Annotated in this window: 23 protein-coding genes; 12 read left to right on the top strand and 11 right to left on the bottom strand. The window is 38.2% G+C overall.

Annotated elements, in window-relative coordinates; translation table 11 throughout:
* Nucleotides 1-4: 4 nt before the first annotated feature.
* From WAX86_RS15400 to hdfR, 3 genes are all read right to left on the bottom strand, one after another.
* Nucleotides 5-556 carry a DUF2799 domain-containing protein gene (locus WAX86_RS15400; protein ID WP_065171367.1) on the bottom strand — a complete coding sequence of 184 codons (552 nt, stop codon included), beginning with the start codon at nucleotides 554-556 and terminating at the stop codon, nucleotides 5-7.
* A 385-nt stretch (nucleotides 557-941) separates the two neighbouring features.
* On the bottom strand, nucleotides 942-1112 hold the full coding sequence (locus WAX86_RS15395) for a hypothetical protein (protein WP_165761801.1): 171 nt from the start codon (nucleotides 1110-1112) through the stop codon (nucleotides 942-944).
* Between the two features lie 213 nt (nucleotides 1113-1325).
* Nucleotides 1326-2195, bottom strand: a complete 870-nt coding sequence (gene hdfR / locus WAX86_RS15390; RefSeq protein WP_005304412.1) for an HTH-type transcriptional regulator HdfR — start codon at nucleotides 2193-2195, stop codon at nucleotides 1326-1328.
* 191 nt (nucleotides 2196-2386) lie between these two features.
* Here hdfR and maoP point away from each other — a divergent pair, with 191 nt between their 5' ends.
* The 6 genes from maoP (at nucleotide 2387) to WAX86_RS15360 (ending at nucleotide 9063) form a co-directional block, all read left to right on the top strand.
* Nucleotides 2387-2737, top strand: a complete 351-nt coding sequence (gene maoP / locus WAX86_RS15385; RefSeq protein WP_036765472.1) for a DUF413 domain-containing protein — start codon at nucleotides 2387-2389, stop codon at nucleotides 2735-2737.
* 119 nt (nucleotides 2738-2856) lie between these two features.
* Nucleotides 2857-3885, top strand: coding sequence for a glutathione synthase (gene gshB / locus WAX86_RS15380; protein ID WP_036765470.1), 1029 nt, complete (start codon nucleotides 2857-2859; stop codon nucleotides 3883-3885).
* On the top strand, nucleotides 3869-5851 hold the full coding sequence (locus WAX86_RS15375; RefSeq protein WP_068968693.1) for a flavohemoglobin expression-modulating QEGLA motif protein: 1983 nt from the start codon (nucleotides 3869-3871) through the stop codon (nucleotides 5849-5851). Before gshB ends, WAX86_RS15375 begins: the two co-directional genes overlap by 17 nt.
* A 164-nt stretch (nucleotides 5852-6015) precedes the next feature.
* Nucleotides 6016-6390, top strand: a complete 375-nt coding sequence (locus tag WAX86_RS15370; protein ID WP_065171364.1) for a hypothetical protein — start codon at nucleotides 6016-6018, stop codon at nucleotides 6388-6390.
* A 96-nt stretch (nucleotides 6391-6486) separates the two neighbouring features.
* Nucleotides 6487-8544 (top strand): protein-disulfide reductase DsbD domain-containing protein, encoded by a 2058-nt coding sequence (locus WAX86_RS15365; RefSeq protein ID WP_341489792.1) that lies wholly within the window; start codon nucleotides 6487-6489, stop codon nucleotides 8542-8544.
* Between the two features lie 3 nt (nucleotides 8545-8547).
* Entirely contained in the window at nucleotides 8548-9063 is a 516-nt protein-coding gene (locus WAX86_RS15360) for a protein disulfide oxidoreductase (protein ID WP_115060447.1), read from the top strand.
* 118 nt (nucleotides 9064-9181) lie between these two features.
* Here WAX86_RS15360 and WAX86_RS15355 read toward each other — a convergent pair whose 3' ends face one another.
* A complete protein-coding gene (locus WAX86_RS15355; RefSeq protein ID WP_065171362.1) occupies nucleotides 9182-9742 on the bottom strand; it encodes an NlpC/P60 family protein in 561 nt (186 codons plus the stop codon).
* 452 nt (nucleotides 9743-10194) lie between these two features.
* On the opposite strand from WAX86_RS15355, the gene WAX86_RS15350 reads away from it, so the two are divergent.
* Nucleotides 10195-10950, top strand: coding sequence for a 1-acylglycerol-3-phosphate O-acyltransferase (locus WAX86_RS15350; protein ID WP_341489625.1), 756 nt, complete (start codon nucleotides 10195-10197; stop codon nucleotides 10948-10950).
* A gap of 66 nt (nucleotides 10951-11016) precedes the next feature.
* Here the strand turns inward: WAX86_RS15350 and WAX86_RS15345 are convergent, their stop codons facing one another.
* Nucleotides 11017-11370 carry a DUF2750 domain-containing protein gene (locus WAX86_RS15345; RefSeq protein WP_005304393.1) on the bottom strand — a complete coding sequence of 118 codons (354 nt, stop codon included), beginning with the start codon at nucleotides 11368-11370 and terminating at the stop codon, nucleotides 11017-11019.
* Nucleotides 11371-11666: 296 nt separating this feature from the next.
* Between WAX86_RS15345 and rarD the strand changes: the two genes are divergently transcribed.
* Nucleotides 11667-12575: an EamA family transporter RarD gene (gene rarD, locus WAX86_RS15340; protein WP_005304390.1), complete on the top strand. Its 909-nt coding sequence runs from the start codon at nucleotides 11667-11669 to the stop codon at nucleotides 12573-12575.
* Between the two features lie 33 nt (nucleotides 12576-12608).
* On the top strand, nucleotides 12609-12956 hold the full coding sequence (locus tag WAX86_RS15335; protein WP_044178293.1) for a nucleotide pyrophosphohydrolase: 348 nt from the start codon (nucleotides 12609-12611) through the stop codon (nucleotides 12954-12956).
* A gap of 46 nt (nucleotides 12957-13002) precedes the next feature.
* Here WAX86_RS15335 and WAX86_RS15330 read toward each other — a convergent pair whose 3' ends face one another.
* Together WAX86_RS15330 and WAX86_RS15325 are read right to left on the bottom strand one after the other, a co-directional pair.
* Nucleotides 13003-13266, bottom strand: coding sequence for a DUF2960 domain-containing protein (locus tag WAX86_RS15330; protein ID WP_005304389.1), 264 nt, complete (start codon nucleotides 13264-13266; stop codon nucleotides 13003-13005).
* A 71-nt stretch (nucleotides 13267-13337) separates the two neighbouring features.
* On the bottom strand, nucleotides 13338-15359 hold the full coding sequence (locus WAX86_RS15325) for an EAL domain-containing protein (RefSeq protein ID WP_106262104.1): 2022 nt from the start codon (nucleotides 15357-15359) through the stop codon (nucleotides 13338-13340).
* 465 nt (nucleotides 15360-15824) lie between these two features.
* Between WAX86_RS15325 and WAX86_RS15320 the strand changes: the two genes are divergently transcribed.
* Nucleotides 15825-18419, top strand: a complete 2595-nt coding sequence (locus tag WAX86_RS15320; RefSeq protein ID WP_341489624.1) for a GEVED domain-containing protein — start codon at nucleotides 15825-15827, stop codon at nucleotides 18417-18419.
* A 92-nt stretch (nucleotides 18420-18511) separates the two neighbouring features.
* Here WAX86_RS15320 and nrdG read toward each other — a convergent pair whose 3' ends face one another.
* Nucleotides 18512-18988, bottom strand: coding sequence for an anaerobic ribonucleoside-triphosphate reductase-activating protein (nrdG, locus tag WAX86_RS15315; RefSeq protein WP_036765462.1), 477 nt, complete (start codon nucleotides 18986-18988; stop codon nucleotides 18512-18514).
* A gap of 93 nt (nucleotides 18989-19081) precedes the next feature.
* A complete protein-coding gene (nrdD, locus tag WAX86_RS15310; protein WP_115060443.1) occupies nucleotides 19082-21220 on the bottom strand; it encodes an anaerobic ribonucleoside-triphosphate reductase in 2139 nt (712 codons plus the stop codon).
* A 326-nt stretch (nucleotides 21221-21546) separates the two neighbouring features.
* On the opposite strand from nrdD, the gene WAX86_RS15305 reads away from it, so the two are divergent.
* Both WAX86_RS15305 and WAX86_RS15300 read left to right on the top strand, forming a co-directional pair.
* On the top strand, nucleotides 21547-22650 hold the full coding sequence (locus WAX86_RS15305) for a GGDEF domain-containing protein (RefSeq protein WP_239970743.1): 1104 nt from the start codon (nucleotides 21547-21549) through the stop codon (nucleotides 22648-22650).
* 58 nt (nucleotides 22651-22708) lie between these two features.
* Nucleotides 22709-23515 carry an endonuclease/exonuclease/phosphatase family protein gene (locus tag WAX86_RS15300; RefSeq protein ID WP_341489623.1) on the top strand — a complete coding sequence of 269 codons (807 nt, stop codon included), beginning with the start codon at nucleotides 22709-22711 and terminating at the stop codon, nucleotides 23513-23515.
* 3 nt (nucleotides 23516-23518) lie between these two features.
* Here WAX86_RS15300 and WAX86_RS15295 read toward each other — a convergent pair whose 3' ends face one another.
* Together WAX86_RS15295 and WAX86_RS15290 are read right to left on the bottom strand one after the other, a co-directional pair.
* Nucleotides 23519-24859: a VpsR-related response regulator gene (locus WAX86_RS15295; RefSeq protein ID WP_341489622.1), complete on the bottom strand. Its 1341-nt coding sequence runs from the start codon at nucleotides 24857-24859 to the stop codon at nucleotides 23519-23521.
* A 220-nt stretch (nucleotides 24860-25079) separates the two neighbouring features.
* Nucleotides 25080-25544 carry a hypothetical protein gene (locus WAX86_RS15290; RefSeq protein WP_237030424.1) on the bottom strand — a complete coding sequence of 155 codons (465 nt, stop codon included), beginning with the start codon at nucleotides 25542-25544 and terminating at the stop codon, nucleotides 25080-25082.
* Nucleotides 25545-25700 lie beyond the last annotated feature (156 nt).

The raw sequence follows: 25700 nt of genomic DNA, 5'->3' as shown, positions 1-25700 counted from the left end.
AGCATTAATAACGGGAATGGTTTCGCTTGAAGTCTTCAATCTGCTGTTTTGCCTTTGCGTATTCCAATTGGAGATGGTCAATATTGGATTGATTATCTTGAAACTGTTCAAGCTGTTGCAAAATAGCTTGACGCTTTCTTGGTGTCAACTCATCATAAATCAGCTTATTTTTAAGACGTTTAATCTCACTTTGCTGATAGTTATTATCAAATTCAGCTTGATCCAGCTGGTCCTTTATCTCACTAGCTTGTTGACGTAGTTGATTTAATTTGCGGCCTTGTTGGTAACCTTTTAAGAATTGATTCTCTAAATTCTTTGGGCAGATCCCACGATAGTTATATCCATTACTTGCCACATAATAACCATTAGATTCAGTACAAAATGCCACAACACCTTGCTCATAGCCTGATTTATATTGATTAAAATTCACAGCAACATTGTATTCAGCACAAGCAGAACTACGATTAGAGAGACTATTTGCCATATCACTGCCATTCATACCATCGGTATAACCTAAACTATACCAATTAGCAGTACGACACTCATTTTCATTCATCGCAGAACACCCTGATAAAATAATCACAGTGGAAAGTGAAAACATCAATAACTTAGCGCGTAAAAACACATTTAATACTCATGAAACATAAATTCTTTGAGTATTATCCATATATCACCAATCAACCTCAAGATAACAGGCTCACTACCAATATTTCAAACTGTCCATATTTATAGGTTTTTAAGCTGAAGACTCAAAGATCTGTCACTGATTAAAAAGCATATAGGGCAAATAAAGATAGCGTAAGATTTTTCTTAGCCATAAAAAGAAGGGATAAAATAAAGAATGGAAGAAGATCAAAAAAGGCGCAATATATTATACGCGCCTTATCTATCGAATCGTTTTAATAATCAAAAATGCTGAACTGTCCTTAGCTTAGCGTTGATTAATATTCATCGTAGTCAAAATTACTGAACTCTGGACTGTCATAACGCTGACGAGTAACCCGACGCTTCTTCTTGCGTGATGCATTACCAAAATCTTGGAAATCATCATCATAATCCGTTTTGAACTTAGACTTACTGCCCTTAGAAAATTTTTGGTCTAACTTAGCCATTTTTGTATCCTGAAATAGATCCAGAGAAAGTAATTAGATAGAAAACCGCATTGGCATAGTGATTTTCTAATATCAATTATAGACTAAGGTTTATGACAGTCTGATGAAAAGTCCTAGTATTCAACCAGATTAATAGTCTTAACCCGTCTTGGGCTAAGACTAATTCAGTTTCTGACTGACTGTACAACAAGATTTTTTTATGATGTTAAGCAGTTATTCTGATGTACTGATTTCGATCACAGAATTAAACGGAACCTCAACAATAGCGTCGATAAGTTCACGCTTTTCATTATCGTCACACCAAACTAAATACAAACTTTGCTCCATAACTGGGGCATCTTCGACCAAGAATAATTGTTGATTAGCCACAGCGTCAGCAACGATAAGGGAAGGTAAATACCCCACACCACCAGAGCCAATCAGGTAATCTAGCGCCATTTTACTTGAGTGAGTATGAAGCACTGGTGTTCTTTGCAATTCAGCAATACGACTGTGTTCAACTGAAAAACGTGTACCCCAATCTAGATATACTAACGGCAATTGACGAACTTGTTCTAATTCACAGTTTTCGCAACTTGAAACCAATTGCAATTGGTAGTCGCGCACTTTTGCAACCTTTAATTGTTCAATTTTAGGTGGCTCACTGGTTAAAAACACATCAATATTTCGATTAAACAGCTTTTTCGCCATCCCCTCACGAGCAACTGACTCCAACCGTAAAGCTAAACCAGGTACAGCACCGTATACGCGATTAATCCAATCTGAAATGCCATCAAATTCCCACAATAACGGCGATGCACCTATTGCGATTTGGCTATTTAAATTTTCAGATAGCGCAACATCTTGCTTGGCTCGTCCCCATGTTTGCAAAATCGCCTCAGCATAGGGACGTAATCGTTCTCCTGCCGCAGTTAAATGAACATTACCACGTTGGCGCGAGAATAATGGGTTACCCAACTGTGACTCTAACTGACGGATACGAAAGCTTACTGCCGACTGAGTCAGATACAAATTATCCGCCGCACGCCCAAAATGACGAGTTTTTGTGACTTCTAAGAAAGTTTTAAGTAATTCTGTATCCACAAAGCGATTCTCAAGGTATATAAAGACAATTGATATATTAAGCGTTTTGCCTAACTTTCTGTTAAGTGATAGTACATCCTAATCACATCGACTTTAATAAGAATTTTATATCAAAACAACAAAAATAATTTGATTTACATAGTTTCCACTCTGGATAAATATCAGCGCAAATTACATCAAGGACTTTATGAATGAGAAGTGAAGGTAAATTTTACGACGATAAAAATTTCCCACGCGGCTTTAATCGATCTGGCGTATTTACAATTAGTGAAGCCACTGTACTGGAAAATTATGGTCGCACTATGAGGGGATTGTTCGAGGGGACACTCTTGCCTGTCGATGAGTCGGAGCTTCAATTTGTTGCCGAAGTAAAAGGTCAACAAGAAGCTATCTCTGATTTTGGTAAATGTTGGCTTAAATACCTAAATCAGACTAACCATAAAGTTCGCAGCTACACTCTTTGCGTATCACAGCGCTCTAAAGGGTCGTACGGCGAAGATGACGATGACGGAAGCGATGTTGATAACGATATCGACTACTAATCGCTAAAGGGACTCAGTCCTGTCATCACAAATGAATTAAACGATAAGCCATCCACCTTTGTGCGATGGCTTGTTTCTTATTATGTGCCCGACTTTTGGGCCGATATTTTGGTATTGCTATGAAAATTTGTTTTGTTATGTATCCGTGGGACCAAGTTGAACCAGAAACTGATTCAACACTTCGTCTGATTCACGAAGCAGCAAGTCGCGGTCATACGGTTGCAATTACAACACCTAATAATTTAACAATGCGCGACAGTATGGCTATTGCATTCTGTCACGTGTTGAAAAAAGGTGATGTATCTAACAACATTCCAAGTTTTTACCGTAAAGCGGAATTTAATCAAGCTCAGCTACCTCTAGCAGGTTTTGATACTATTTTCATGCGAGCTAACCCACCGCTAGATACAATGGCGCTTAACTTCTTGGATTCAGTTCGTGACGATACTTTCATCATGAACGATATTGATGGTCTACGTGTAGCAAACAACAAGCTATATACAGCATCACTACCAGATCCAAACAATGAATTTATTCCAGTCACTCACGTATCAAAAAATCGTGATTACTTAGAGCGTGTATTGGATGAATCACCAAATGATCGCATGATCCTAAAACCTCTAAACGGTTACGGCGGCAAGGGCGTGATCTTAGTAGAGAAAAGTGCAAAATCAAGTGTGAAGTCTCTACTGGATTTCTACATTGGTGATAATAAAAACTACGTTATTCTTCAAGATTACATTGAAGGTGCCGAGCAAGGCGATGTGCGTATCATGATGCTAAATGGTGAGCCTATTGGTGCTATGCGTCGTGTTCCAGCTCAAGGCGATGTTCGTTCGAATATCCATGCTGGCGGCCGCGAAGTAAAACATACGCTAACTAAGCAAGAAATTCGTCTATGTAAGCATATCGGTCCAAAACTGGTTCGTGACGGTCTGTACTTTGTTGGTCTTGATGTGATCAACGGTAAATTGGTTGAAGTTAACGTACTAAGCCCTGGCGGTATTACACGTATCAACCGTCTAAACCGCGCTCGTCTACAAGCTGATGTTTTAGACTTTGTTGAAAGTGTTGTTCGTGCAAAAGAAGTAAGTATCGCGCGTAAGACTGCATTCCGTAAGGTAATTGAAGATGCTTCAACTTTCTGAGTCTCAAGTGCTGGAGAAGATCCAGCACCTTGTTCCTTTTGAAGCTCAACTTGATGACGGTAGTTTAACTATTCGCATTAGTGAGTATCAGCCTTATATTGCAACGGCGATTCACCACGGTCATAACCTACGTGAAGAGCTACTTGCAAAATGTGCGCTATCAGAAGAAGAACGTTATTTTGAAGAAGATCCGTTTACTGGGGACTTTATTACTTCCCTACCGATCATTCTTCAAGGCGAAGATTCGCGTTACGAGTATGACTTAAACCGTGCTCCAGATAACTGTATCTATGAAGATGCTTGGGGCAAAGAGGTTTGGACTGAAAGCTTAACTGAGCAAGAACGCCAAACAACTCTTGAAAAACACGCTCGTTACTACCGAATTCTTAAATGCTTGATTGAAACGCTAGAGAATAAGTTTGGCTTATGTTTGTTATATGACATTCACTCATATAACTACCAACGTATTGAGCGAGAAGTACCGACCTTCAATTTAGGTACGGCACAAGTTAATTGCCGACGTTGGCGCAAAGAGTTAGATGTACTGCTTGAGCACTTAAATGCAATCGAGCTCCCTAATATTGACGTAGTCGCGAATGAAAACGACGTGTTTAAAGGAATGGGTTATCAAGCAACGTTTGTAAAAGAAAACTTTAGCAATACGTTAATCATGCCTCTTGAAGTAAAAAAAGTTTTCATGAATGAGCAAGCAGGTGATGCTTACCCACTTGTGATCGATAAACTGAAAGAGTCGATGAAAACAGCCATTACTGAGCACGCTGCGTTTACGATTAATAAGCGCACCAAAGTAAAAGGGTTAACCAGTAGCGATCTTTTGGCATCTAGTCTGTCAAAAGATGCTATCAAACTGGATCGCCAACTGTATAAAATTGCTCGCGGCTTAAATACATTAAGCTATATCAACCCAACAAACTTAAAGCAGGAAAAACGTCGCTTTCTAAGTAAACCTCACACTTATGTGCCGCAGTTTACTTATCGTCAGCTAGACTTGGATCCTTATAAGTTTCGTGAGCAACTATACCGTTTGCCTGTAGAAGATATCCGTGATGCAGACGTACAAAAAATGTACCGTCGTGTTATTGATCAGCTAGCAGTTCGTATCGACCTTTTGTGCACTATTGGTACTGATGAGTTTCTTTACAACTCGCTTCGCTACTATGGCCAGCCAGATGAGCGTGATATTGCGAATGCTAAGTTTATTCTTCACGCTTGCGAATATGCACAGCAAGAAGAAGCAACGATCAATGCAGCAGGGGCGATACAAGCATTTAAGGAAGCTGCTGCAGATTATGGTCTACCTTGTAAGATCGTGATGTCTAAGCAGCTAATTGCTCGTGCGTTAGTGAGTGGTAAAACGGTTAAAGTTAATCCAAACAGTACTTTTAGCCAACCAGATTTAGAAGCTCTGATACATCACGAATTAGGGGTTCACTTGGTGACATCGGTTAATGCTGAACGTCAACCATTACGCGTACTGCAATTAGGTTTACCAGGTAACACGCACACACAAGAAGGTCTAGCAATCTTATGTGAGCATTTATCAGGTAACTTCCCATTACATCGCTTGAAAACACTAGCACTGCGTGTGGTAGCTGTTGATATGATGGTAAATGGCGAAAGCTTTAACGATACCTTTAATACGCTAAAGCACGATTATGATGTTAGTGATGATGAGGCCTTTACGGTAACAGCTCGTGCCTATCGTGGCGGTGGTTTTACTAAAGACTATTTATATCTTCGTGGTTTGAAAGACGCAATCAAAGCGTATCAAGAAGAAGATTTAACATCATTGTTTATTGGTAAAACTGGGTTTGAATTTAAACCTGTGCTTGATGAATTAATTGAGCGTGGAATTTTAAAACAACCTGAGTTTTTGCCTAAAGCATTATCAATGAATGCAGAGCTTGATCCTGTTATGGAGTTTATGCTCAGCTCTATTCGATAAAAACTCTTACAAAAGCGACTTTCGAGTCGCTTTTTGTTTGCCTGCCCTTTCGTTATACTAAGCAACTCACTTATGTTTGATTCTCCACTTATTGAGAATGAAACTTATCACCATGGACACGGTCTCAATAGACTCATCTATTATTTTTCACTAAACGGTTCTTTATGCAACGACCATTAAATAAACACAATTCCGCCTACTTCATGTTATGCATGGTGGTATTTGTCGTTGCATTCTGTTTCAGTCAACAAGCTGGTTGGCGTTTATCTTGCTCTAACTCTATATCTCAAAAAACAACCGAGCAACGAATCCAAACTAACGAGCAGTCCTCTTCGCCCATTACTGAGAAAAAATGCAGCTTAAGTGATCATCTTCTGCAATTATCTCAACATATGTTAGAAGGATTACTCTTTGTTATCAGTTTCATCTTGACCCTACAAATCATGGTGTTAGCTTGGTACTACTCAGTTCCAATTTTAACTGAGCCAATACCTCGAACTCGACGGCTTCATTTAACCTTGTGTGTATTTAGAGAATAAATAACACCGATAACAAACAACAAATCGTTATTTATTTTTTGGAGATTTAAATTGAAAACATTACGCTTTACTAAGCCCTATTTTGGTTTAGTGATTATGGCTATTTGGGCACTAATGATGTCCTTATCAGTACACGCAAGTACACTCACGACAGGATGGGTTCATAATCCTCAACACCCTCCAGTTGCCGTTCGTTTAATGCTAACTGGTGAGAAAAATGAAGCAAATAAAACCGTAGAAGGCTTACTCGAAGTTAAGCTAGATAAAGATTGGAAAACCTATTGGCGTTCTCCTGGCGAAGGCGGTACCGCGCCATCTATCAATTGGGAGCTATCGAGTAACCTCAATAGTGTGGATTGGCATTGGCCATTACCTAAACGTTATGAATTCTTAGGTGTGGAAACATTAGGCTACAAGCACGATGTAATTTTCCCAATGACATTCCATCTTGATGACATGAATAAGCCCGTATTTCTCTCTGGCAAACTAACTATGTCATCATGTACTAGCATTTGTGTTCTTACTGATTACGAGTTATCGCTTGATTTTAATCCAGAGAAACTTGTCCCATCTGTCGATGCAATGGTGCTATATAACAAAGGTAACAGCCTAGTTCCTAAGCCATCGACTGCAGTAGAACTCACACAAGTATCTTATGATGAAGCTAAAAAGATCGTATCTATTGTTGCAACCAATAAAGCAGGATGGACGAATCCCGATGTTTTTGTTGATGGACAGTCTAAACCCGTAAAACAAACATCCTTTTTAACACCAAAGATTGATGTTTCTGGCGAACAGCTTATCGCTCAAGTTCCTGTAAGCAGCTGGTTTGGTACACCAAAATTAGTTGGTGAGCCACTATCGGTCACTATCACTGATAAAGATATAGCTGTTGAATTAAGTAAAGTCGCAGACAACAAACCTGTTATTGCTTTACAAAATGATAGTTTACTTAAAGTTATCGGTTTGGCACTGCTTGGCGGACTCATTTTGAACATCATGCCTTGTGTATTGCCTGTATTAGGAATGAAACTAAGCAGTGTAATTTCAGCCAAAGGACTTGAACGTCGCCAAATACGAGCTCAGTTTATCGCTTCGGCTCTTGGTATTTTAGTTTCATTTTGGTTATTGGCAGGCTTTTTGGCTCTGCTTAAAGTATCAGGGCAAGCCCTTGGATGGGGTGTTCAATTCCAAAGCCCATGGTTTATTGGTGCCATGATGCTCATCACCGGACTATTTGCAGCCAATATGTTGGGCCTATTTGAGATTCGCCTCTCAAGCAATACCAATACCTGGTTAGCAACTCGTGGTGGTAACTCCTATGGTGGTCATTTTGTTCAAGGTATGTTTGCTACCTTGTTGGCGACGCCATGTAGTGCGCCATTTCTTGGTACTGCAGTAGCTTTTGCATTAGGAGCTAACTACCTCACCTTATTTGCTATTTTTACAGCACTTGCGGTTGGTATGGCTGCGCCTTGGTTACTCATAGCCCTATTCCCTCAGCTGGCTAATGCACTACCAAAACCAGGAATGTGGATGAACACAGTTAAAACGATTTTTGGCCTGATGATGCTGGTTACCTCTCTTTGGTTACTGAGCTTAATGGCTAACTTCTTCAGCTTAAAAATCGTTATCGTAATTGGTGTAATTGCTCTTGCCCTACTGCTATCGCAACTGTGGCGTATTAAAGGTAAAAGAGCCACTCTGCTTACGGTCGGCTTCTTAATCATTGTAACGGCGATAGGTTTGATTATTGGCAGTTTAACCGCAGACAAATGGGCCAAACCGCTACCACAGGACCATCATTGGACACCTCTAAATGTTGAGCAAATCAAACAAGATGTGGCACAAGGCAAAACGGTTTTTGTTGATGTGACAGCTGATTGGTGTATTACCTGTAAAGCCAATAAGGTTGGCGTGATCTTACAAGAGCCTGTCTATTCAGCACTTGACCAAGAAAATATTGTGCTAATGCGAGGTGATTGGACAAAACCATCCGATTACGTCACTAATTTCTTACAGTCTCATGGCCGTTTTGGCGTACCATTTAATATTGTTTATGGTCCTGCAGCACCGAACGGTATTGAATTACCTGTGATCTTAACATCTGAACAAGTATTAGATGCATTAAAACAAGCTTCATCTAAGGAGTAACTTTTGCCCAAACCGTCAACAAACAAGAATCGTTTGTGGCGCTGGGGTAAAGAACTGATATTGATGATTGTCTTACTGACGATCATCAGTATTGGCTTAGATCTTTGGCGATCACAACAAATACCAAAGGGCCAAGAGCCTATACTCAATGTAATAGACATCAATGGTGAGCAAATTAATTTAGCCAAGTTAAGTGCAGATAAGCCTATTATTGTTTATTTTTGGGCAACGTGGTGCTCTGCTTGCAAAATAACGTCACCCAGTGTGAATTGGCTAGCTCAAGATTATCCAACGATATCTATTGCCATTCGCTCAAAAGATAATGAAACACTCAAAGCATACATGAAATATCATGATTATGACTTTAAAGTTATCAATGACTTAAACGGTTCGATATCAAAGCAATGGGGAATCAGTGCGACACCAACTATTATGGTGATTAAACAAGGTAAGATAGTCTCAATAACGACTGGTGTTACCTCCCCGATAGGGATTTGGCTTCGTTATCATCTTGCTTAAAAGAGTTCTTAGCTTATAAACAACAAAGCCGCTAGATAGAAATCTCTACTAGCGGCTTTTTCATGCTTTGAAGTATACCCAAGTGACTTCAAGATGCGAGGTTACTTGGGTATATATATTATTTAGGCATACGGCGAATTTGCCAAAATGTTCTGCGCCAATACGGATTATCTAAACTAGAGATAATAACGCCTTTAGAACGTGACGCATGTAAAAACTCAGAATTACCTAAATAAATACCAACGTGTCGAGAGTTTCTTCCTGTTCGGAAAAAGACTAAGTCCCCTTCTCTTGCGTTAGCTCTTGATACTTTCTTTCCCTTTTTAACCTGTTCTGCCGTTGTTCTCGGTAACGCCAAATCGTAAACATTTGAGTATCCAACTTGAACAAAAGCAGAGCAATCAATGCCCCGACGAGTAGTACCACCATAGCGATAAGGCGTACCTTTCCAACTACGATATACACTACTAAAGCCACCCGATGCTTGAGGCTTGGTTTTATTTCCTTGATTTAAACTGGCAATCAAATCACCAATTTGATCAGGTTGGTTTTCTGTATAATTTGCAGAAGCTTGTTTATTCGACTCTGATTGAACGCCTTCTGTTGAAGAACACCCTGTTACTAACGATACTAACAAGCCCACAAAAAGAAATGTTTTATTCCTATTAGTCTTAATCACAACTAACCCTGTTTTTTCTTTTTCATTCTTTGTGACAACGTATTATGGACTAATGATAGCAAGAAATCTTGGTGACACTCCGCAAAATGGCGAGATTTTAACAAAAACCATAAAGAGTTTAATAAAGAACAGAGTTCAAAATAGAAATTAAAAAAAAGGCTTGTTGATACAAGCCCAAAGATCCACACAACAAAATGAAATTCACATCATACTTACATAAGAGCAACACCAAGAACACAATCACATCTAGCCCAATTAATGTCACTTTAGAATAAATTTATTTAGAGTCACTTCTCACTCAAATAACTGCTTTTAACAACAAAGGTCAAACTTGACCCAAAATTTCAACAATACAGACTCACATCACTAACCTTTGTGATCCATTAAATATTATTTTTAAATCGGTTATGTTAATAATAAATATATGGATATTGTTCATAAAAGGAGTTTATGTGCTTGGTTTTATCCGTCTTGTGATTGTCACAATCTATATAATCGTCATGGCTATCGTCGGCTTTATCTATTGCCTTATTAATCACCCTCGCGACCCGAAGCATGTCTATACTTTTTGTCGCTGGTTTAACCAAATACAAAAGATTATTGGGGTAGAAGTGGAACAAAGGGGGCTTGATAACGTACAAAATATAACAAATGCTGTTTATATTTCGAATCACCAAAGTGTGTATGACTTTGTCACCTCTCCAGGAATGCTTCGCCCAAGAACAGTTTCCATTGGCAAAAAAAGCCTATTATGGATTCCCTTTTTTGGCCAACTGTATTGGATAACAGGTAATATTCTGATCGATCGTGAAAATAAAACCAAAGCACGTAATACGATAAAACAAGTTGTTGAAGCAATTCACCAGCGAAATCTTTCAGTTTGGGTCTACCCAGAAGGGACTCGTAGTAAAGGACGAGGATTATTACCATTTAAGACTGGAGCATTTAGGATGGCGATGGAAGCCAATGTTCCTATTATTCCTATGTGCGTCAGTACAACCCACAATCAATTTGATCTAAATAGAAAAGATAACGGTCGTGTAATTTCTGAAATGATGGAACCGATTGATATGGCTCTATACCAAACGATGTCGGCACGAGAGTTAGCTGACTATTGTCATGGCTTAATGGAGCAAAAAATCGCACAGTTAGATGATGAGTTGAAACAAGAAACCATAGCAAGAGAAAGCGTTAACTCTTTGAACTGATTCTTTGTCTAAAAAAATCCAGAGCTACACAGGCTCTGGATTCAAATCAATATCTAAAATAATAAATTATAGGTAAAGCTTAGCAACATCAGCAGGCTCGGCTTCAACGCCTTCTAGCTGAGCATTCCAGTTTAGACCAACAAGAACACCATCTTCTGCTAGTGTAATCATCCAGTCTTCAAGGAAGATATCTAGTGGTAATTCACTTGGGAAAAACTCTGCCCACTCATCAGAACACTGTGCTTTAGCATCCGCTTCATTTGACCAGAAAGGCATCACTTCTGAATCTTCAAACTCAGAAGATTCAACAGATAGCCACTCACCTTCTTCATTACGCAGAGTCCATACTAGACGTGTTTCTTGTGACTCAGTAACAAATAGCTCTTTGTTTGCTTGGATATCTGATGTTAATTTAGACATGGTTTTAAACCTTTAGTAATCACATTCGTGCTTGTCGAATATTCTACCAGACAAACCCGATAATCCCCAATATTCTTCACTCTTACTTTTTCAAATAGCAGAGCCACAACATTCTATCTAGATCGGTATATTGAAGCTATTCGGGTATGAAAAATCGAATCTCTAGCAAATATTTCTCTTATTGATAGATAACAACAAATACACTTGGGGAAGTAATTAATTAAGGGTAGAATACGCACTTCATCAACACTGGTTTTCCCAAAGCCAATACTTTCTGTTCTGTTTTAGGTATCCAAATGCAGTCAAGTCGAGCTGGTAATGCGCTTGCGGCTTTTTCATTTATTTTATGGGGGATTCTTCCTCTATATTATCAATACTTGCCACAAGCTGATATCAATGAGCTTCTTGCACTAAGAATTATCTTCTCTGTGCCATTTATGCTTATTGCCATGTTACTACTAGGTAAAAAACTTCCTAGTTTATCTGAGCTATTGGCAGATAAAAAATCACTCATAATGTGTTGTATTGCAGGCATAGTGATGTGTGTTTCATGGTACGCTTTTACTTGGGCGATGACCCATGGACAAGTTTTAGCGGCCAGCTTAGGTTATTTTATCAACCCACTATTTGCTATCTCTCTTGGTGTGATTTTTTTAAAAGAAAAGTTGAGCCCAGCACAATTAGCCGCAGTAGTATTGGCAGCCGCAGGGATCAGTTTTCAAGTCTGGTCATACGGTACTTTACCTTGGCTGGCACTTGTCATGGGTTCTTTCTTTGCTATCTATGGCTTAACAAAAAAATACATTAAATACGATGCCCTCACATCTGTGACATTAGAAGCTGTTGTTCTTACTCCATTTGCAGTTATCTACATGATTTATGACTATATGAGTGGCAGCAGCGTAGCGTTAACCTCGGGAATGTCTACATTCTGGCTTTATGTGGGTTCTGCGCCTGTTACGCTTGCTCCATTAATCTTTTTTGCATTAGCGATCAATCGAACCAGTTTAACTATGGTTGGATTAATGCAATATATTGAGCCAACGTTACAGCTTTTACTTGCGGTATTCTTATTTGGTGAAATTTTTGATCATACCAAAGCAGTCAGTTTTGGTTTTATTTGGCTTGGATTAATTTTGTGTGGTGTTGAAGCAATGGCTCGATACTACAAAAAGAAAAAACGTCCACCAATGCAAATGTTGTAAACTCTCTCGATAGCGTTTAACTGGATAAAATGTATGTCTGAGATTCAAAAAATCCAACAACAATTGCGTGACTTTGCTAACGAACGTAACTGGGAACAATTTCATTCGCCGAAAAACCTAGTGATGGCTCTAAGTGGTGAGGTTGGTGAATTAACGGAAATTTACCAATGGCTCACAGCTGAGCAAAGTGAAAACTTATCAGCAGATAAAAAGCAACATGCTAGCGAAGAGATGGCGGATATCATGCTTTATTTGATTCGTCTTGCCGACAGAAGTGGAATCGACCTTGTTGCTGCTTGCCAAGCCAAACTAGAAAAAAACGCACAAAAATATCCGAGTGATAAATGTTATGGTTCAGCTAAAAAGTATAATGAACTATAACAATAGAAATAAAAAAATAGAGCCTTGAATTGGCTCTATTTTTTTATCATTTATGGCCTACGCCGCGATTTTCCTTTGGTAAAAAGGCTATCTTGCCAAACCCTAACTTACGGAAATGGCTATCACGAAAATCACGAACTGCTTTTGCGCTTGAGGAAACCATCTCAACTTGCAGCTCCATCTTAAGGTAACTGGTTAAATCGATACCTTCTGCTGCTGCAACTGCCTCATGAATATTGCGGAACTGATCGTAAGTAAATGAGATCTGCTTTTCTTCATTCTTATATGTATAAACAACCGTACGAGCCATAGAGCCTCCGCTAAAATTAAAGGAGGCGAATCTACCCTATTACTAAAGAAAAATAAAGTCACAAACCACTTTTAAGCTTCGATTAACTTCTGCGCGACAATCTCTTCAAGAGGCATTGGCTTGTAATAGTAAAAGCCCTGAACATAACGAACACCCAATAAAGAGATAAAGTGAAGCTCATCGTCTGTCTCAACCCCTTCTACAATAATTTTGGCATTCGCAACTTTACCCAGCTGTACAACAACACTAAAAAGCTCTTGGCCTTTTATCGAGTTAAGATTCAACACCAACGATCGATCAATTTTAATTTTATTAAATTCAAAACGAGATAAATACGCTAACGATGAATAACCAGTACCGAAATCATCAAGGGCGACTGAAACGCCAAGCAATTGTAATTCCTTAATAATCTCCGATGTTTTATTTTCATCTTGAACTAATAGCTCTTCAGTGATTTCGACCTCTAGTTGATGGAAATCTAGCGCACTTTTATTAACAATTTTCGCAAAATTAAAGACAAAATCTTTGGTTAATACGGTTGTTGGCGATACATTAATCGACAGCTTAAAATCTGGATTTTTCTCAGCAAGTGGCGTCATCATCTGAACCGAACGCTCAATAACCCAAAAATCAAGTTCAGGCATTAAACCAAGCTGAGTAAATGACGACAAAAATGTAGGTGGTCGAATATTACCATCACTGTCGCGATACCTAAGCAGTGTTTCCATTGCTACTACTTTTTTACTGTGTATATCCACTTGAGGCTGAAAATACAAAATAAACTCTCCTTCTTGCTGAAGCTTCTCAACTTCGCGTTGTGCTTGAAGGTTTTTGTGTAGTGATGGAATAAAACTGGTTAACTTACTTTTTGCCTCTATTTCATCAGACGTAAAGAATCGATTATTAAAAATAGAGGTGACATCAACACCTAGACTGCGTTTATCCATAAACTTAAAAAATGGATAATATAAACCAATTCCAATAATAATAATGATGAGCTGTAACAGAGCACCAGATATTGCCCCTGTTCCAAGATAACCACTCACTAAAGGGGGCATAATCCAACTCTGAACTGTACTTAATGGTGGAACCCATCCTATGGCAATCGCCCCATAAGCCACCATAAAGCTAACCATAGGAACCAATAAAAATGGGATGATCATAATCGGATTAAAGATCACTGGAATGCCAAAAAGTATCGGTTCATTAATATTAAATAAGCTGAGAATAAGCACCGTTTTTGCCAGTGTTCGGTAATTACGGCTACGAGCAAATAACAAGATACAAAGCACTAAACTCAATGTATTTCCACTGCCACCAATACCAGTAAAAAAATCATAAAAGTTAGTGCTAACAATATTCAGATCAACACCAAAATTCTGCCAGTCAGCAATGTTTGCGGTTGTTAAACTGTACAGTTCAGTTTTATACATATGCAGTACATTATGACCATTAATGCCAAACGACCAGAACACACCACGTAAAAACTCGTACAGTAATCCGTCAGTAAATGATAAAGGATTTAGCTCTGGCACTATTGAAAAATGAAAACCTATACTTTCAATAAGATGGCGAATACCAGTACTTACACCAACCATAACAATAATGGATACTGCGCAAATAGAGATAATATGACCAGAATTATCAATCGCACTGGTAAAAGGATCTATTCTAAAAATAGGTAAATTTTGCGCTTTAAATATCAAATGACAGCTTAAGTAGGCCGACAATAAAGCTAAAGCAAAACTATTGGGTAGAGGAACAGCAATAGCAATAAGATTCCACTGCTGGGATACTAAAAAAAACACGACTAATGAGGTAGCAATCGCAACGGACTTCGGAATTCGTTTGATTGATGCTAGATATGACGACAAATAGATATTAATCAAAATAGGGAACATTTGAGCGATCATTTGCCCAACATAGCCAGTGGTTACTGAAAGTGTGTTCCACCCCATTTTTTGCGAGAAGATTGCAGTCAAATCACAGAATGTTGAGATCAAAGAGATCGGCAACGCCATCAAAAATACATTCGATACTGCAACAAGATACTTATTTGATGATAGATTAGACAGTAATTGAGAAAGTGTCATAATCGCATTGCCTTAACGCCCATTAGCTAAATAAACCCCTATAAAACTCCAACTATACAAAATTTTTTATTGTTTTTTCACAAATAAACTTAATGGTTATGACAAATGGATTTCATAACAGGTTAATGACATAAGTTGCACTTAAATTAATGCTAAACCGATTAAAACGCATACCTTTATTTCTATACCAATTTATTTGTTATTTTCACGACTCATATCAGATTATTCACCCATTTTGAGTTGTTATTGCCTATTTTTTCCAACACCACAGCGGGAACTCAGACTTAATATCTACACTTATTTCACTTTTGTCTTACACAAATTATCGCTATTAAGCGCAAAAAATTCCTGTAGTAAATTAGCTTACAATTTCAATCTTAAATTTAAGACATTCAATAGGTTAGTAATCATTAAACTTAAATCATTCATACAAACTTAGCATTTAGATCGTCTCAAGGTGTTGTTATGTCTTACCGTTCACTACCTTATATTCTGTATACGGGGCTTGTTTTTCTTCCTCTTAGCGTCCCCTTCCCTTCTCATTCTGCCGAAGGCGTTGGATTGGTATTTCAAAGCACGCTGTTAGATATTGGAGGAAATGGTGGTAGCGAGTTTGGTGAACGCTTGTGTCCATCAGGGTTATTAATGACCGGGTTTGATTTTTATAATTCAAACACAGGAGGTAACTTAGATGGTAGAGCATTACGCGGGCAATGTTCTCAAGCAACGGTATCTGGAGGTACTGCAACATTAACAAGGGCCGGGGAAACACCATGGGGAGGTCCAGTCTCTGGTACACTTTATTCAGGCTCCTGCCCTGCAAATCAGGCGGTGGTTGGCGTAGATGCACAAACGACAACTTGGCCAGTCATGGGATGGTTCCGACTCTACTGTGCTCCTGTAGCGTTTAATGCAACAACCAATAAATTAGAAATAGGAGCCGCTCCGGGAGGCCCATCAACAGGAAGAATAGGTCCTAACTTTAGTTATGGTGGAACCTATTATAATCGAGTTGTCGCCCCAGCAGGCCAAGCGTTAGGAGGTTTTAATGGTCGCTCAGGAGCGGCTCTTGATAAAGTTCGCTTTAGAGCTTACTCATTTGTACAAGCGAGCATTACGCTAAACGCCAGTGTTATTTCAGGTTCAGCTCTTCCTACCGATTTTACGCTCATTGCAACCGATTCAAACTCGATCCCCGCGGTATTTAACCATGGTGATACTAAGGCGATGACCCCTAGTAATTATACTTTTACTTGGACCGGGCCTGCCGACTATGAATTAGTGTCTTTCTCTTGTGCAGATCCACTTAGCGTTACAAATGGCAACAGCTACAATTGCACTTATACATTTCGCTCAACCAAAGTAGATTACGGCGATGCTCCTATCAGTTATGGCGGTTTAACAACAGCAAGTCATGGCTTCGGGAATAGTGCTATTTATCTTGGTAGCGTTGAGCCCGATTTTGAAGACGATCGGTTTACCAATGGTATCGACAACTCTCTTAATGCTACCGATGATGATAGCGAAGGAACGACGCCTAACGATGAAGAAGCACTAGTCCCTGGTTTTATTGTATTAAACAGCAGTGCTAATGCTACGTTATATAGCTTAGCCATTCCTTGTAATGATTTCGATGGTTCTGATTTAGGCGCAACCGTATATGGCTGGATTGATACAGATAGAAATAACAGCTTTGACAATGATGAATTTGCTTCTGCTAGCTGTAATGATACATCAGCCACATTAAATGGTAATGCCATTCTCAGTTGGAGTAACTTAGATATTTCGACGGTGTCTGGTATGAGCTATATTCGCTTAAGAATTACTACATCGAGCTTATCCGCAAGCGATCAACTGACAAACGCAGCCGATGGTGAAATTGAAGACCATCAATTTGAATTAATTAATCAAATATCCTTACGAGGAACCGTTTTTGAAGATAACAGCGGTAACGGTTCAGGTATTGCGCACAACGGCATTATTGATGGTAACGAACAAGGTATTGGTAATGCAACGGTAGAAGTTGTACTAAATGATACAGGTGTTACTGGATACAACCTAGGAGATGTCATTACCAGCAGAAAAACATCGGGCAATGGTCGCTATACCTTTATTTTACCCGTTGAATTTTCAGGGAAAAACTTAATCATTAGAGTACGCCCTGTTGCAACATTAATTGATATTAGTGAGAGTGACTTATCAGCAATTCCTCAAGCATCGAGTACTAGCGTCATCGATTCTGAAATCAATATAAATGCACAAGCGGGCGATGATATCGATGGGTTAAACTTTGGCAAAGTCCGAGAGCCCATTATGGAACCTAACCATTATGTTGAGATTATCCCCAACCAAACCATCACCTTAAACCACCAATTTAAATCGTACACCGACGGTAACGTAACATTCAGCTTAGTGGATACCAAAATAATCCCTGCGCAACCTCAGTGGAGTGCAATTTTATATCAAGATCTCAATTGTGATCAGCTTATTAACAGTAATGAAGTGAGAATTACAGCCGCGCTCACGGTGACTGAGTCTTCACAAATTTGCTTAATCAGTAAAATATTCTCACCTGCTAATATTTTTAACCAAAGCAAGTTTAGCTATAAAATTCAAGCAGATGTAAATTTTGACGATCCAGCTACTACCAATCACAATATTTCGCGTCGCCTTTACAATACAGATACAATCAAAGCCATATATGGTGGTTCAGGACAATTAGAACTTAATAAAACGGTGCAAAACTTAACGCAAAATGGGACGATTGCAACAGCCAATACAGCAAAACCTGGTGATGTTTTGGAATATCGTATTATCTTTACCAATGTGGGTAATGCCGATATCAGCGATCCACAAATATTTGACTCGATACCCAAACATACAAGAGCTCAAACTGCCATTAGTTGTGGTGGAAATGTGCCAACAAATCTGTCGTGTAATGTTTCAACTCCAGATGGAACAAATAATGCGGGCTACCTAGGAAGTATTTATTGGAGCTTTACAGGGGCACTAGCATCGGGGGCCAGTGGAACGGTGAGTTATAGAGTGGTTATTGACTAAACTGGTTGAAATAAAAACAAGAAAACAAAGTTATCCACTGTTTCTGTGTATAACTTTGTTGAAATAACAGGTACAAAATATTCAATAGCGATCTAGTCTTCGATCTCTTTAAAATAATGAATCACTTGGTTTTCACTACCTTTCCATACAAGAGAAGGGTCATGCTTATCTTGTTCAAATTTACCATCGACTAATACATCGATCAGTGCCACAACTTCTTGCTGGGCTTGAGTCAGATTCGCTAACGTATAACCTGTCCACATCCAAATGTCTTTACCAACACATTCAGCCCGTACCCGTTTCACCAATTGTAATACGGACTCTACGTTCGCTGGATGTAATGGATCGCCTCCAGAAAGTGACAAACCTCGACGTTTAATACGCGTGTCATTAAGATCCGCAATCACACGATCTTCCATTGCTTGATCGAATGGATGACCAGAATCTAATCGCCATGTACTCTGGTTATAACACCCTCGACACTGATGCTCACAGCCCGACACAAACAAAGTTGCGCGTGTACCTGGGCCGTTAACAACATCAACTGGATAGTAATTATGGTAGTTCATGACGGTTCTTCTTTGGTTTATAAACTGTTTTTAAAAACAATAGAAGCGCCCGAGAGCGCTTCTTATTTTAAGATCAAGGCTTAAAATCTTGAATTACATATGCTTAACGCGACGCTTAACTTCTTCTTGCTTACCAAAGTTAAACGGACGTGCATCAGGGCTACCTAAGTAACCACATACACGACGAGTTACAGATACTTTTGATGGCTCATGGTTACCACATTTAGGACAAGTAAAGCCTTTACTGGTACACGAAAACTCACCTGTAAAACCACACTCGTAACACTCATCAATTGGTGTATTAGTTCCATAATATGGAACGCGAGAATAGCTGTAATCCCACACATTCTCTAATGCTTCAATATTGTGTTGAATGTTTGGATATTCACCGTAACAAATAAAGCCACCGTTCGCGATTTCTGGATAAGGCATCTCAAAATCAATCTTATCGTATGGGTTTACTTGTTTTTCAACATCTAAGTGGAAGCTGTTTGTGTAGTAACCTTTATCTGTTACACCATCAACCACACCAAATTCTTTCGTATCTAATGCACAGAAACGACTACATAAGTTTTCACTTGGTGTGCTATATAGACTAAAGCCGTAACCCGTTTCCTCTTTCCACGCATCAGTAGCATCACGTAGACGTTGAACAATAGCTACTGCTTTTTGGCGTAGTTCTTCATTATCGTATACGTGAGTTTCATTACCATATAAAGCGTTAACTGTCTCATGAATACCGATGTAACCAAGAGAGATGGATGCACGACCATTTTTGAAGATTTCAGAAACATTATCATCTTCATTCAGACGTACACCACATGCACCTTCCATATATAGAATAGGAGCAACACGAGCTTTAACACCCTCTAAACGTTCAATACGAGTATCTAGAGCGCGACGAGCCAACTGTAGACGCTCATCCAATAAAGTAAAGAAGCGAGCTTCATCGCCTTTAGCTTCAAGCGCAATACGAGGAAGGTTCAAACTAACAACACCCAGGTTATTACGACCTTCGTGTTCTAGCTCGCCTTGTTCATTTTCATAAGGACCAAGGAAACTACGACAACCCATAGGTGTTTTAAATGACCCTGTCACTTCAACTAATTTGTCATAGTTAAGAATATCTGGGTACATACGCTTAGATGCACACTCTAATGCCAGCTTCTTAATATCGTAATTAGGATCGCCTTGCTTATGGTTTAGACCGTCTTTGATAGCAAAAACAAGTTTAGGGAATACCGCTGTTTTATGATTTTTACCCAGACCTGCAATACGATTACGTAAAATAGACTGCTGGATCAGACGAGAAGCCCAAGTTGTACCAAGACCAAAGCCAAAGGTTACAAATGGCGTTTGACCGTTGGCTGTATGTAGTGTGTTTACTTCATACTCAAGAGATTGAAACGCATCATAACACTCTTTTTCTGTACGAGCTTTGGCAAACGCTTCAGGATCAGCAATACCCCACTCATTCGCAACAGCCAGATGCTTGTCGTAACTCACTTGAACATAAGGAGCCAGAACTTCATCGATACGGTTAATCGTTGTACCACCGTAAATATGACTTGCGACTTGAGCAATAATTTGAGCCGTTACCGCAGTTGCCGTAGAAATTGATTTAGGAGTATCAATCTCTGCATTACCCATTTTAAAACCGTGAGTTAGCATGCCATTTAGATCAATTAGCATACAGTTAAACATTGGGAAGAACGGTGAGTAATCGAGGTCGTGGTAGTGAATTTCACCTAACTCGTGAGATTTAACGATATCGCGCGGCAATAAATGTTGTGTCGCATAGTGTTTAGCAACGATACCTGCAAGCAAATCACGCTGAGTAGGGATTACTTTACTGTCTTTGTTTGCGTTTTCATTCAGCAAAGATGCGTTGCTTTGCTCAATCAAACCACGAATTTCATTATTTAGACGGCTTTTCTTCTCTCGAGAGATATCACGATCGTGACGATATTCAATATAAGCACGAGCAACTGCCTTATGTGGACCTGTCATTAATTGAGTTTCAACTGCATTTTGAATTGCATGAATCTCAACCTCTTCAGCGTTAACAAATTGTGCTAAAACAGCCTCTGCTACTGTCGTTGCGTAAGCCTCATCCATAATGATGTTTTCTGAATCGCTGATTGAGCGCGAGGCACCTAATACAGCCTCTTTTATGCGCAAAACATCAAAAGATACACGGCAACCATCACGCTTTATTACTACAGGTTTCACACAAGGCTCCTACTCATCCACAAAAAAAACGTAGCCCCCATAAAACACAAAATATAGTTCTATATATATGGGTGACTACAATATGTAGGATATTAGGCGTCATTTCGCAGAAAGAAACATTGATCAAGATCAATTTTAACCATCAGCAGTTTGTCTTGTGAGCGATGATTTTGAAGCACTGCAGATTTTTAAATGTAAGAGTATTTTGCATTCCAGATGTCAATGGAATTATTTGAGATTCTCCGAAAAAAAGTAAAAAAATTTGCTTGATTTTTAAGAGATCATGTAGGATTTAAATGCTAATAAAACGATAGAAGATTGTTAATATGACGACATTGCTATTACGCAATAATTTAGATAAAGCAACTTATAAAAACCTAAGGCAAGGAATACGCTGGTGCTCCGTCATATCTCTTATTGTGATGACGATGATGTTATTCACACTAAAAACCATGTCTATTGATAAAGAGTTGTTTGATTGGGAGCCATCTAGTTACCAATATAGCTTTCAGCTAGTCATTTATGTGGTAGGACTCTTTAGTTTTTCCTCAACACCTCGTCGATACTGGCGTTATGAATGCGATACATACGCAATCTTGTTTGGTCTTAGCTGGGCCATTGCCATCTACCACATTGCAATCATCTATCAATCTTTTTTAAGTGCAAGTATCTTTGCCAATCTACTCATGATGGCATCATTATTAGCCTTATATTCCCGAGCTCAGACACTTTATCTTGCCGTTACACCGATCTTTCTTATCAGTAGTTGGAGCTATTTTGTTCGTGATGATTACGCTATCTTAATCGCACTGCAAGAAACCACCGCGACTATATTAATTATCGAAACAGGCCGTAGAATTCTATCTCAATGGTTTACAAGAAGTGTTGAACGTGATGTGGAGAATAAACGCCTACTTAATGAACTTACTCAGCTCGCATCCAGAGATCAGCTGACCAATTTATATAATCGCCGTTTCTTTGAATATGAAATTGATAAGCAAACTACACAAGCAAAGCGCTACAATATTCCTTTCTCTGTTATTTTAATCGATATTGATTATTTTAAACGCTATAACGACGCTCTTGGTCATTTACAGGGTGATGAGTGTTTAAAAATCGTAGCAAAAGTACTTAATGCAAGCTTACTTCGTGGGGCTGATTCTGTTTCTCGCTATGGCGGTGAAGAATTTGTCGTGATATTGCCCAATACTGATATTGATGGTGCCATACTGGTTGCGGAGCGGATACAGTCCAATATGGCTAAAATGGTCATCTCTCACCCAGACTCAGAGATCAGTAATGTCGTTACTTTAAGCCAAGGTATTGCAACATGGAATAATCACAGGGGCCCAACTCAGCTAATAAAAGAAGCAGACAATCACTTATATCAAGCAAAAGAACTTGGTCGTGCTCAATATAAAGCCGCTTAAGCCTTTACTCGCGTTAATCATATGCACTACGACTGCTACTGCTGAAGAGTTGCGTATTATGTCTTGGAATATGCAATGGTTAAATCATCATGCTTCTTCGCCCGTTTTGCGAGATACCGATGATTTTACACAGATAAGAAGCGTAATCGAACACATTGATCCTGATATTTTAGCTTTCCAAGAGGTAGGAAGCTTAGAAGCTATCGCAATGATTTTACCAGCCACACAATACGATTTTTTACTTTCATCCCGAGTTTCTCATCCAAGGTATACATTCTCTAACACCAATCAATTTACAGGCTTTGCTATTAGAAAAAATATTCGGTATCGAGAACTCCCTGACTTTACTCAGATCAATCTGAATAAAAAAGGCTTACGATATGGTAAGAATCTCAAGATCTGGTGGCAAGATCAGCAAATACATTTACTCAATATTCATTTAAAAGCAGGATGTAAACAGAGCAAGAGATCAAAAGCATGCCGCCAACTAAAAAAACAGCTCAAGCTTCTATCTTTGTGGTTACAAACTCGAATTGAAAATAATCACTCTTATATTCTTCTCGGTGATTTTAATTATCCTCTATATACCAGTTTGAACAATAAGAAAGAAAAACAACATAACCACTGGTTTTTCAAACAACTAGGAATACCGACAACAACCTTAAAACAACATAAAACCTCTTTTTCTTGTCAAGTTAAAATCCACCATAAAAAGAGTCGGCTTATCACTTATACCCAACCAATCGACCACGTTATCTCCGATAATATAACTATTTCAAAGCTAGAAACTTATCAATACACAAACAAAGAAATGAGCAGCAACCAGTTATCTGATCACTGCCCTCTTTATTTTTCAATACCGTAATCATTAAGCTCTGATTCTATCTCCATCAGGAAGAATTTGATGTTTGCTTAATAAACGATACATAGTTGCTCGGGATATACCTAAATCTTTTGCAGCAGAAACAACTTGACCATGATGTAAATGCAAAGCGGAAAGTAAGATATCTTTTTCAGCCTCATCTTTGATGCTTTTTAAGCTTCTTTTTGCACATTTTATAGATGGTAACAAAAACGCATCAGAAGTAATCACACTGCCATTGGATGAAATTACGGCTTGTTTAACCTGATTTTCCAGTTCTATCAAATTATTTGGCCACGGATAACTCATTAACAAAGCTTCAATATCATCAGAAAAACTAACAGCCATTGTATTAATTTTGGACAAATGCAATTCTAGGAAATATTGCGCAAACATTTTAATGTCATTACTTCGGTCACGTAAACTTGGAACATCCAAATGAAATATATTTAACTTATAAAACAATTCTTTATTAAATTGATACTCATTTAGTAGTTTATCTGGATGATAGGAAGAGGAAGAAATAAACCTAATATTGTTTTGAGAGTCTAACTGTAACTTTGGCTTAGAGTTGTAATTAAAAAACTCAAGTAGTTTCAATTGTAAATCCTGAGATAAAGCATGAATGTTTTTTAAATATATCGTTTCATTTTTATATTTTTCATCAGTTTTATGTGTCAGAGAAAAATAGTGAAAAAAAACATCACGTTGCGATGAAGATGACTCTAACAAATCACAGTCCAGTGTCACAAAACGTCCATATTTTCGACAGCCCGTGTGCCATAAATGTCTGGCTAACTCTTGCTTTTTCGTCCCATCCTCACCAGTTATAAATATATTCACATCAGCGGATATTACTCGTCTTACAAGATCTTTTAGCCGTTTTACCTTTTTACTGTCTCCAGAAAGCATTAATTGGACTAAAGAGTCTTTAGGAGCTTGATTATTCGTTATTTTTATCATTCCCATTTGATGTTTTATGAAAGGAATAAATTGTCCATCAGTGATCGGAGATAAAAAGTAGTCCGAACAGAACTTACTAATAAAGCTACGTACGGCATCAACTTCAAGTTGCTCTTTATTTAAGATTGTTACCCATCTTACATGTTGGTTATTCATGGCCTTAGCTGTAATACATGCAAGACTAAAAACACTATTAGTGAGGTCTGCAATACAAATGCAATGCATTTGTTCATCTAAAATTGTATCTAGTTCGCGAATATCTTTGCATCGAATAACATCATAATTATTCCTTTCAAGCAGCAAAACCCAAGAGTCATTACTACTGCTTAAAATAACAACTTTTTTATTAATTTTCTTAACATTTGCTTGGCGATTTACAATCATAAGGAATTTCCATAAAAAATTTCATATCACATAATAAATATAGCTTAATTTTATTATTCATCTTATTTTAAAGACATAATAACAATCGATTCTAATTTTTAAGAACTGAAACAATCAATATATTTTCAAAATAAAAATTAATTATCAAAATAAAAAAAACAAAAATATTATGCAAATAAAAATGCCACACATGTGTGGCATTTTTCATACATTACGTTTATTAATTAATAAGATGACTGTCTTTCATATTTGAAACAAGAATTCCTGCTAATTCGTCACTAATATTATTAATATTCGTTGGATCTACAGATTCAGATGATGTCGACCAAATAGGCTTATGTGATGCGGTATCAAACAAGGTAAACTCAATATTTACAAACTCATAAGAAACCGTATAGCTATCATCGTAAATGTAACTGTATGATGAACTGTAATAATTAGTAAAGGTAACTGAATTTGAGAATCCATTTCCTGGATAACGAATGTTTTTATCTTCAATATTAATAAGTTGTCCAACAAAAACAGTCTGTATATTATTTTTCTTAACGTAATTACCAATGATCTCTTTTGAAGGCAGTTTATCAGGATAAACCTGAGAACTTGCTATTGCATTAACCCCTTGAGCTTTTAGCTTTTGTACCATACCATCTTCAAAAATACGTCTTACTCGAAGGTTGTCAGACATGGCAATAACCAACATACTCTTTATTGGTGTTTTCGTATATGTACGATCAACCCAGGCCGAAGTTAATGTACTTTGGGCACAGGCGACTAGAAAAACAGCAAACAAACTTGAAATAATAATACGATACATAAGGCATACCTTTTCTCTATGTTCTAA

This window comes from Photobacterium damselae subsp. damselae (genome assembly GCF_038086725.1).
GTDB lineage: Bacteria > Pseudomonadota > Gammaproteobacteria > Enterobacterales > Vibrionaceae > Photobacterium > Photobacterium damselae.
Note: the sequence above shows the minus strand (reverse complement) of the source record. Positions and strands in the feature narration are given on the sequence as shown.

Coding starts and splice junctions, on each gene's coding strand:
- WAX86_RS15400 (WP_065171367.1), bottom strand. CDS start 556: ATGAATGAAAATGAGTGTCGTACTGCTAATTGGTATAGTTTAGGTTAT.
- WAX86_RS15395 (WP_165761801.1), bottom strand. CDS start 1,112: ATGGCTAAGTTAGACCAAAAATTTTCTAAGGGCAGTAAGTCTAAGTTC.
- maoP (WP_036765472.1), top strand. CDS start 2,387: ATGAGAAGTGAAGGTAAATTTTACGACGATAAAAATTTCCCACGCGGC.
- gshB (WP_036765470.1), top strand. CDS start 2,857: ATGAAAATTTGTTTTGTTATGTATCCGTGGGACCAAGTTGAACCAGAA.
- WAX86_RS15375 (WP_068968693.1), top strand. CDS start 3,869: ATGCTTCAACTTTCTGAGTCTCAAGTGCTGGAGAAGATCCAGCACCTT.
- WAX86_RS15370 (WP_065171364.1), top strand. CDS start 6,016: ATGCAACGACCATTAAATAAACACAATTCCGCCTACTTCATGTTATGC.
- WAX86_RS15365 (WP_341489792.1), top strand. CDS start 6,487: ATGGCTATTTGGGCACTAATGATGTCCTTATCAGTACACGCAAGTACA.
- WAX86_RS15345 (WP_005304393.1), bottom strand. CDS start 11,370: ATGTCTAAATTAACATCAGATATCCAAGCAAACAAAGAGCTATTTGTT.
- rarD (WP_005304390.1), top strand. CDS start 11,667: ATGCAGTCAAGTCGAGCTGGTAATGCGCTTGCGGCTTTTTCATTTATT.
- WAX86_RS15335 (WP_044178293.1), top strand. CDS start 12,609: ATGTCTGAGATTCAAAAAATCCAACAACAATTGCGTGACTTTGCTAAC.
- WAX86_RS15330 (WP_005304389.1), bottom strand. CDS start 13,266: ATGGCTCGTACGGTTGTTTATACATATAAGAATGAAGAAAAGCAGATC.
- WAX86_RS15325 (WP_106262104.1), bottom strand. CDS start 15,359: ATGACACTTTCTCAATTACTGTCTAATCTATCATCAAATAAGTATCTT.
- WAX86_RS15320 (WP_341489624.1), top strand. CDS start 15,825: ATGTCTTACCGTTCACTACCTTATATTCTGTATACGGGGCTTGTTTTT.
- nrdG (WP_036765462.1), bottom strand. CDS start 18,988: ATGAACTACCATAATTACTATCCAGTTGATGTTGTTAACGGCCCAGGT.
- WAX86_RS15305 (WP_239970743.1), top strand. CDS start 21,547: ATGACGACATTGCTATTACGCAATAATTTAGATAAAGCAACTTATAAA.
- WAX86_RS15300 (WP_341489623.1), top strand. CDS start 22,709: ATGTCTTGGAATATGCAATGGTTAAATCATCATGCTTCTTCGCCCGTT.
- WAX86_RS15295 (WP_341489622.1), bottom strand. CDS start 24,859: ATGATTGTAAATCGCCAAGCAAATGTTAAGAAAATTAATAAAAAAGTT.
- WAX86_RS15290 (WP_237030424.1), bottom strand. CDS start 25,544: ATGTCTGACAACCTTCGAGTAAGACGTATTTTTGAAGATGGTATGGTA.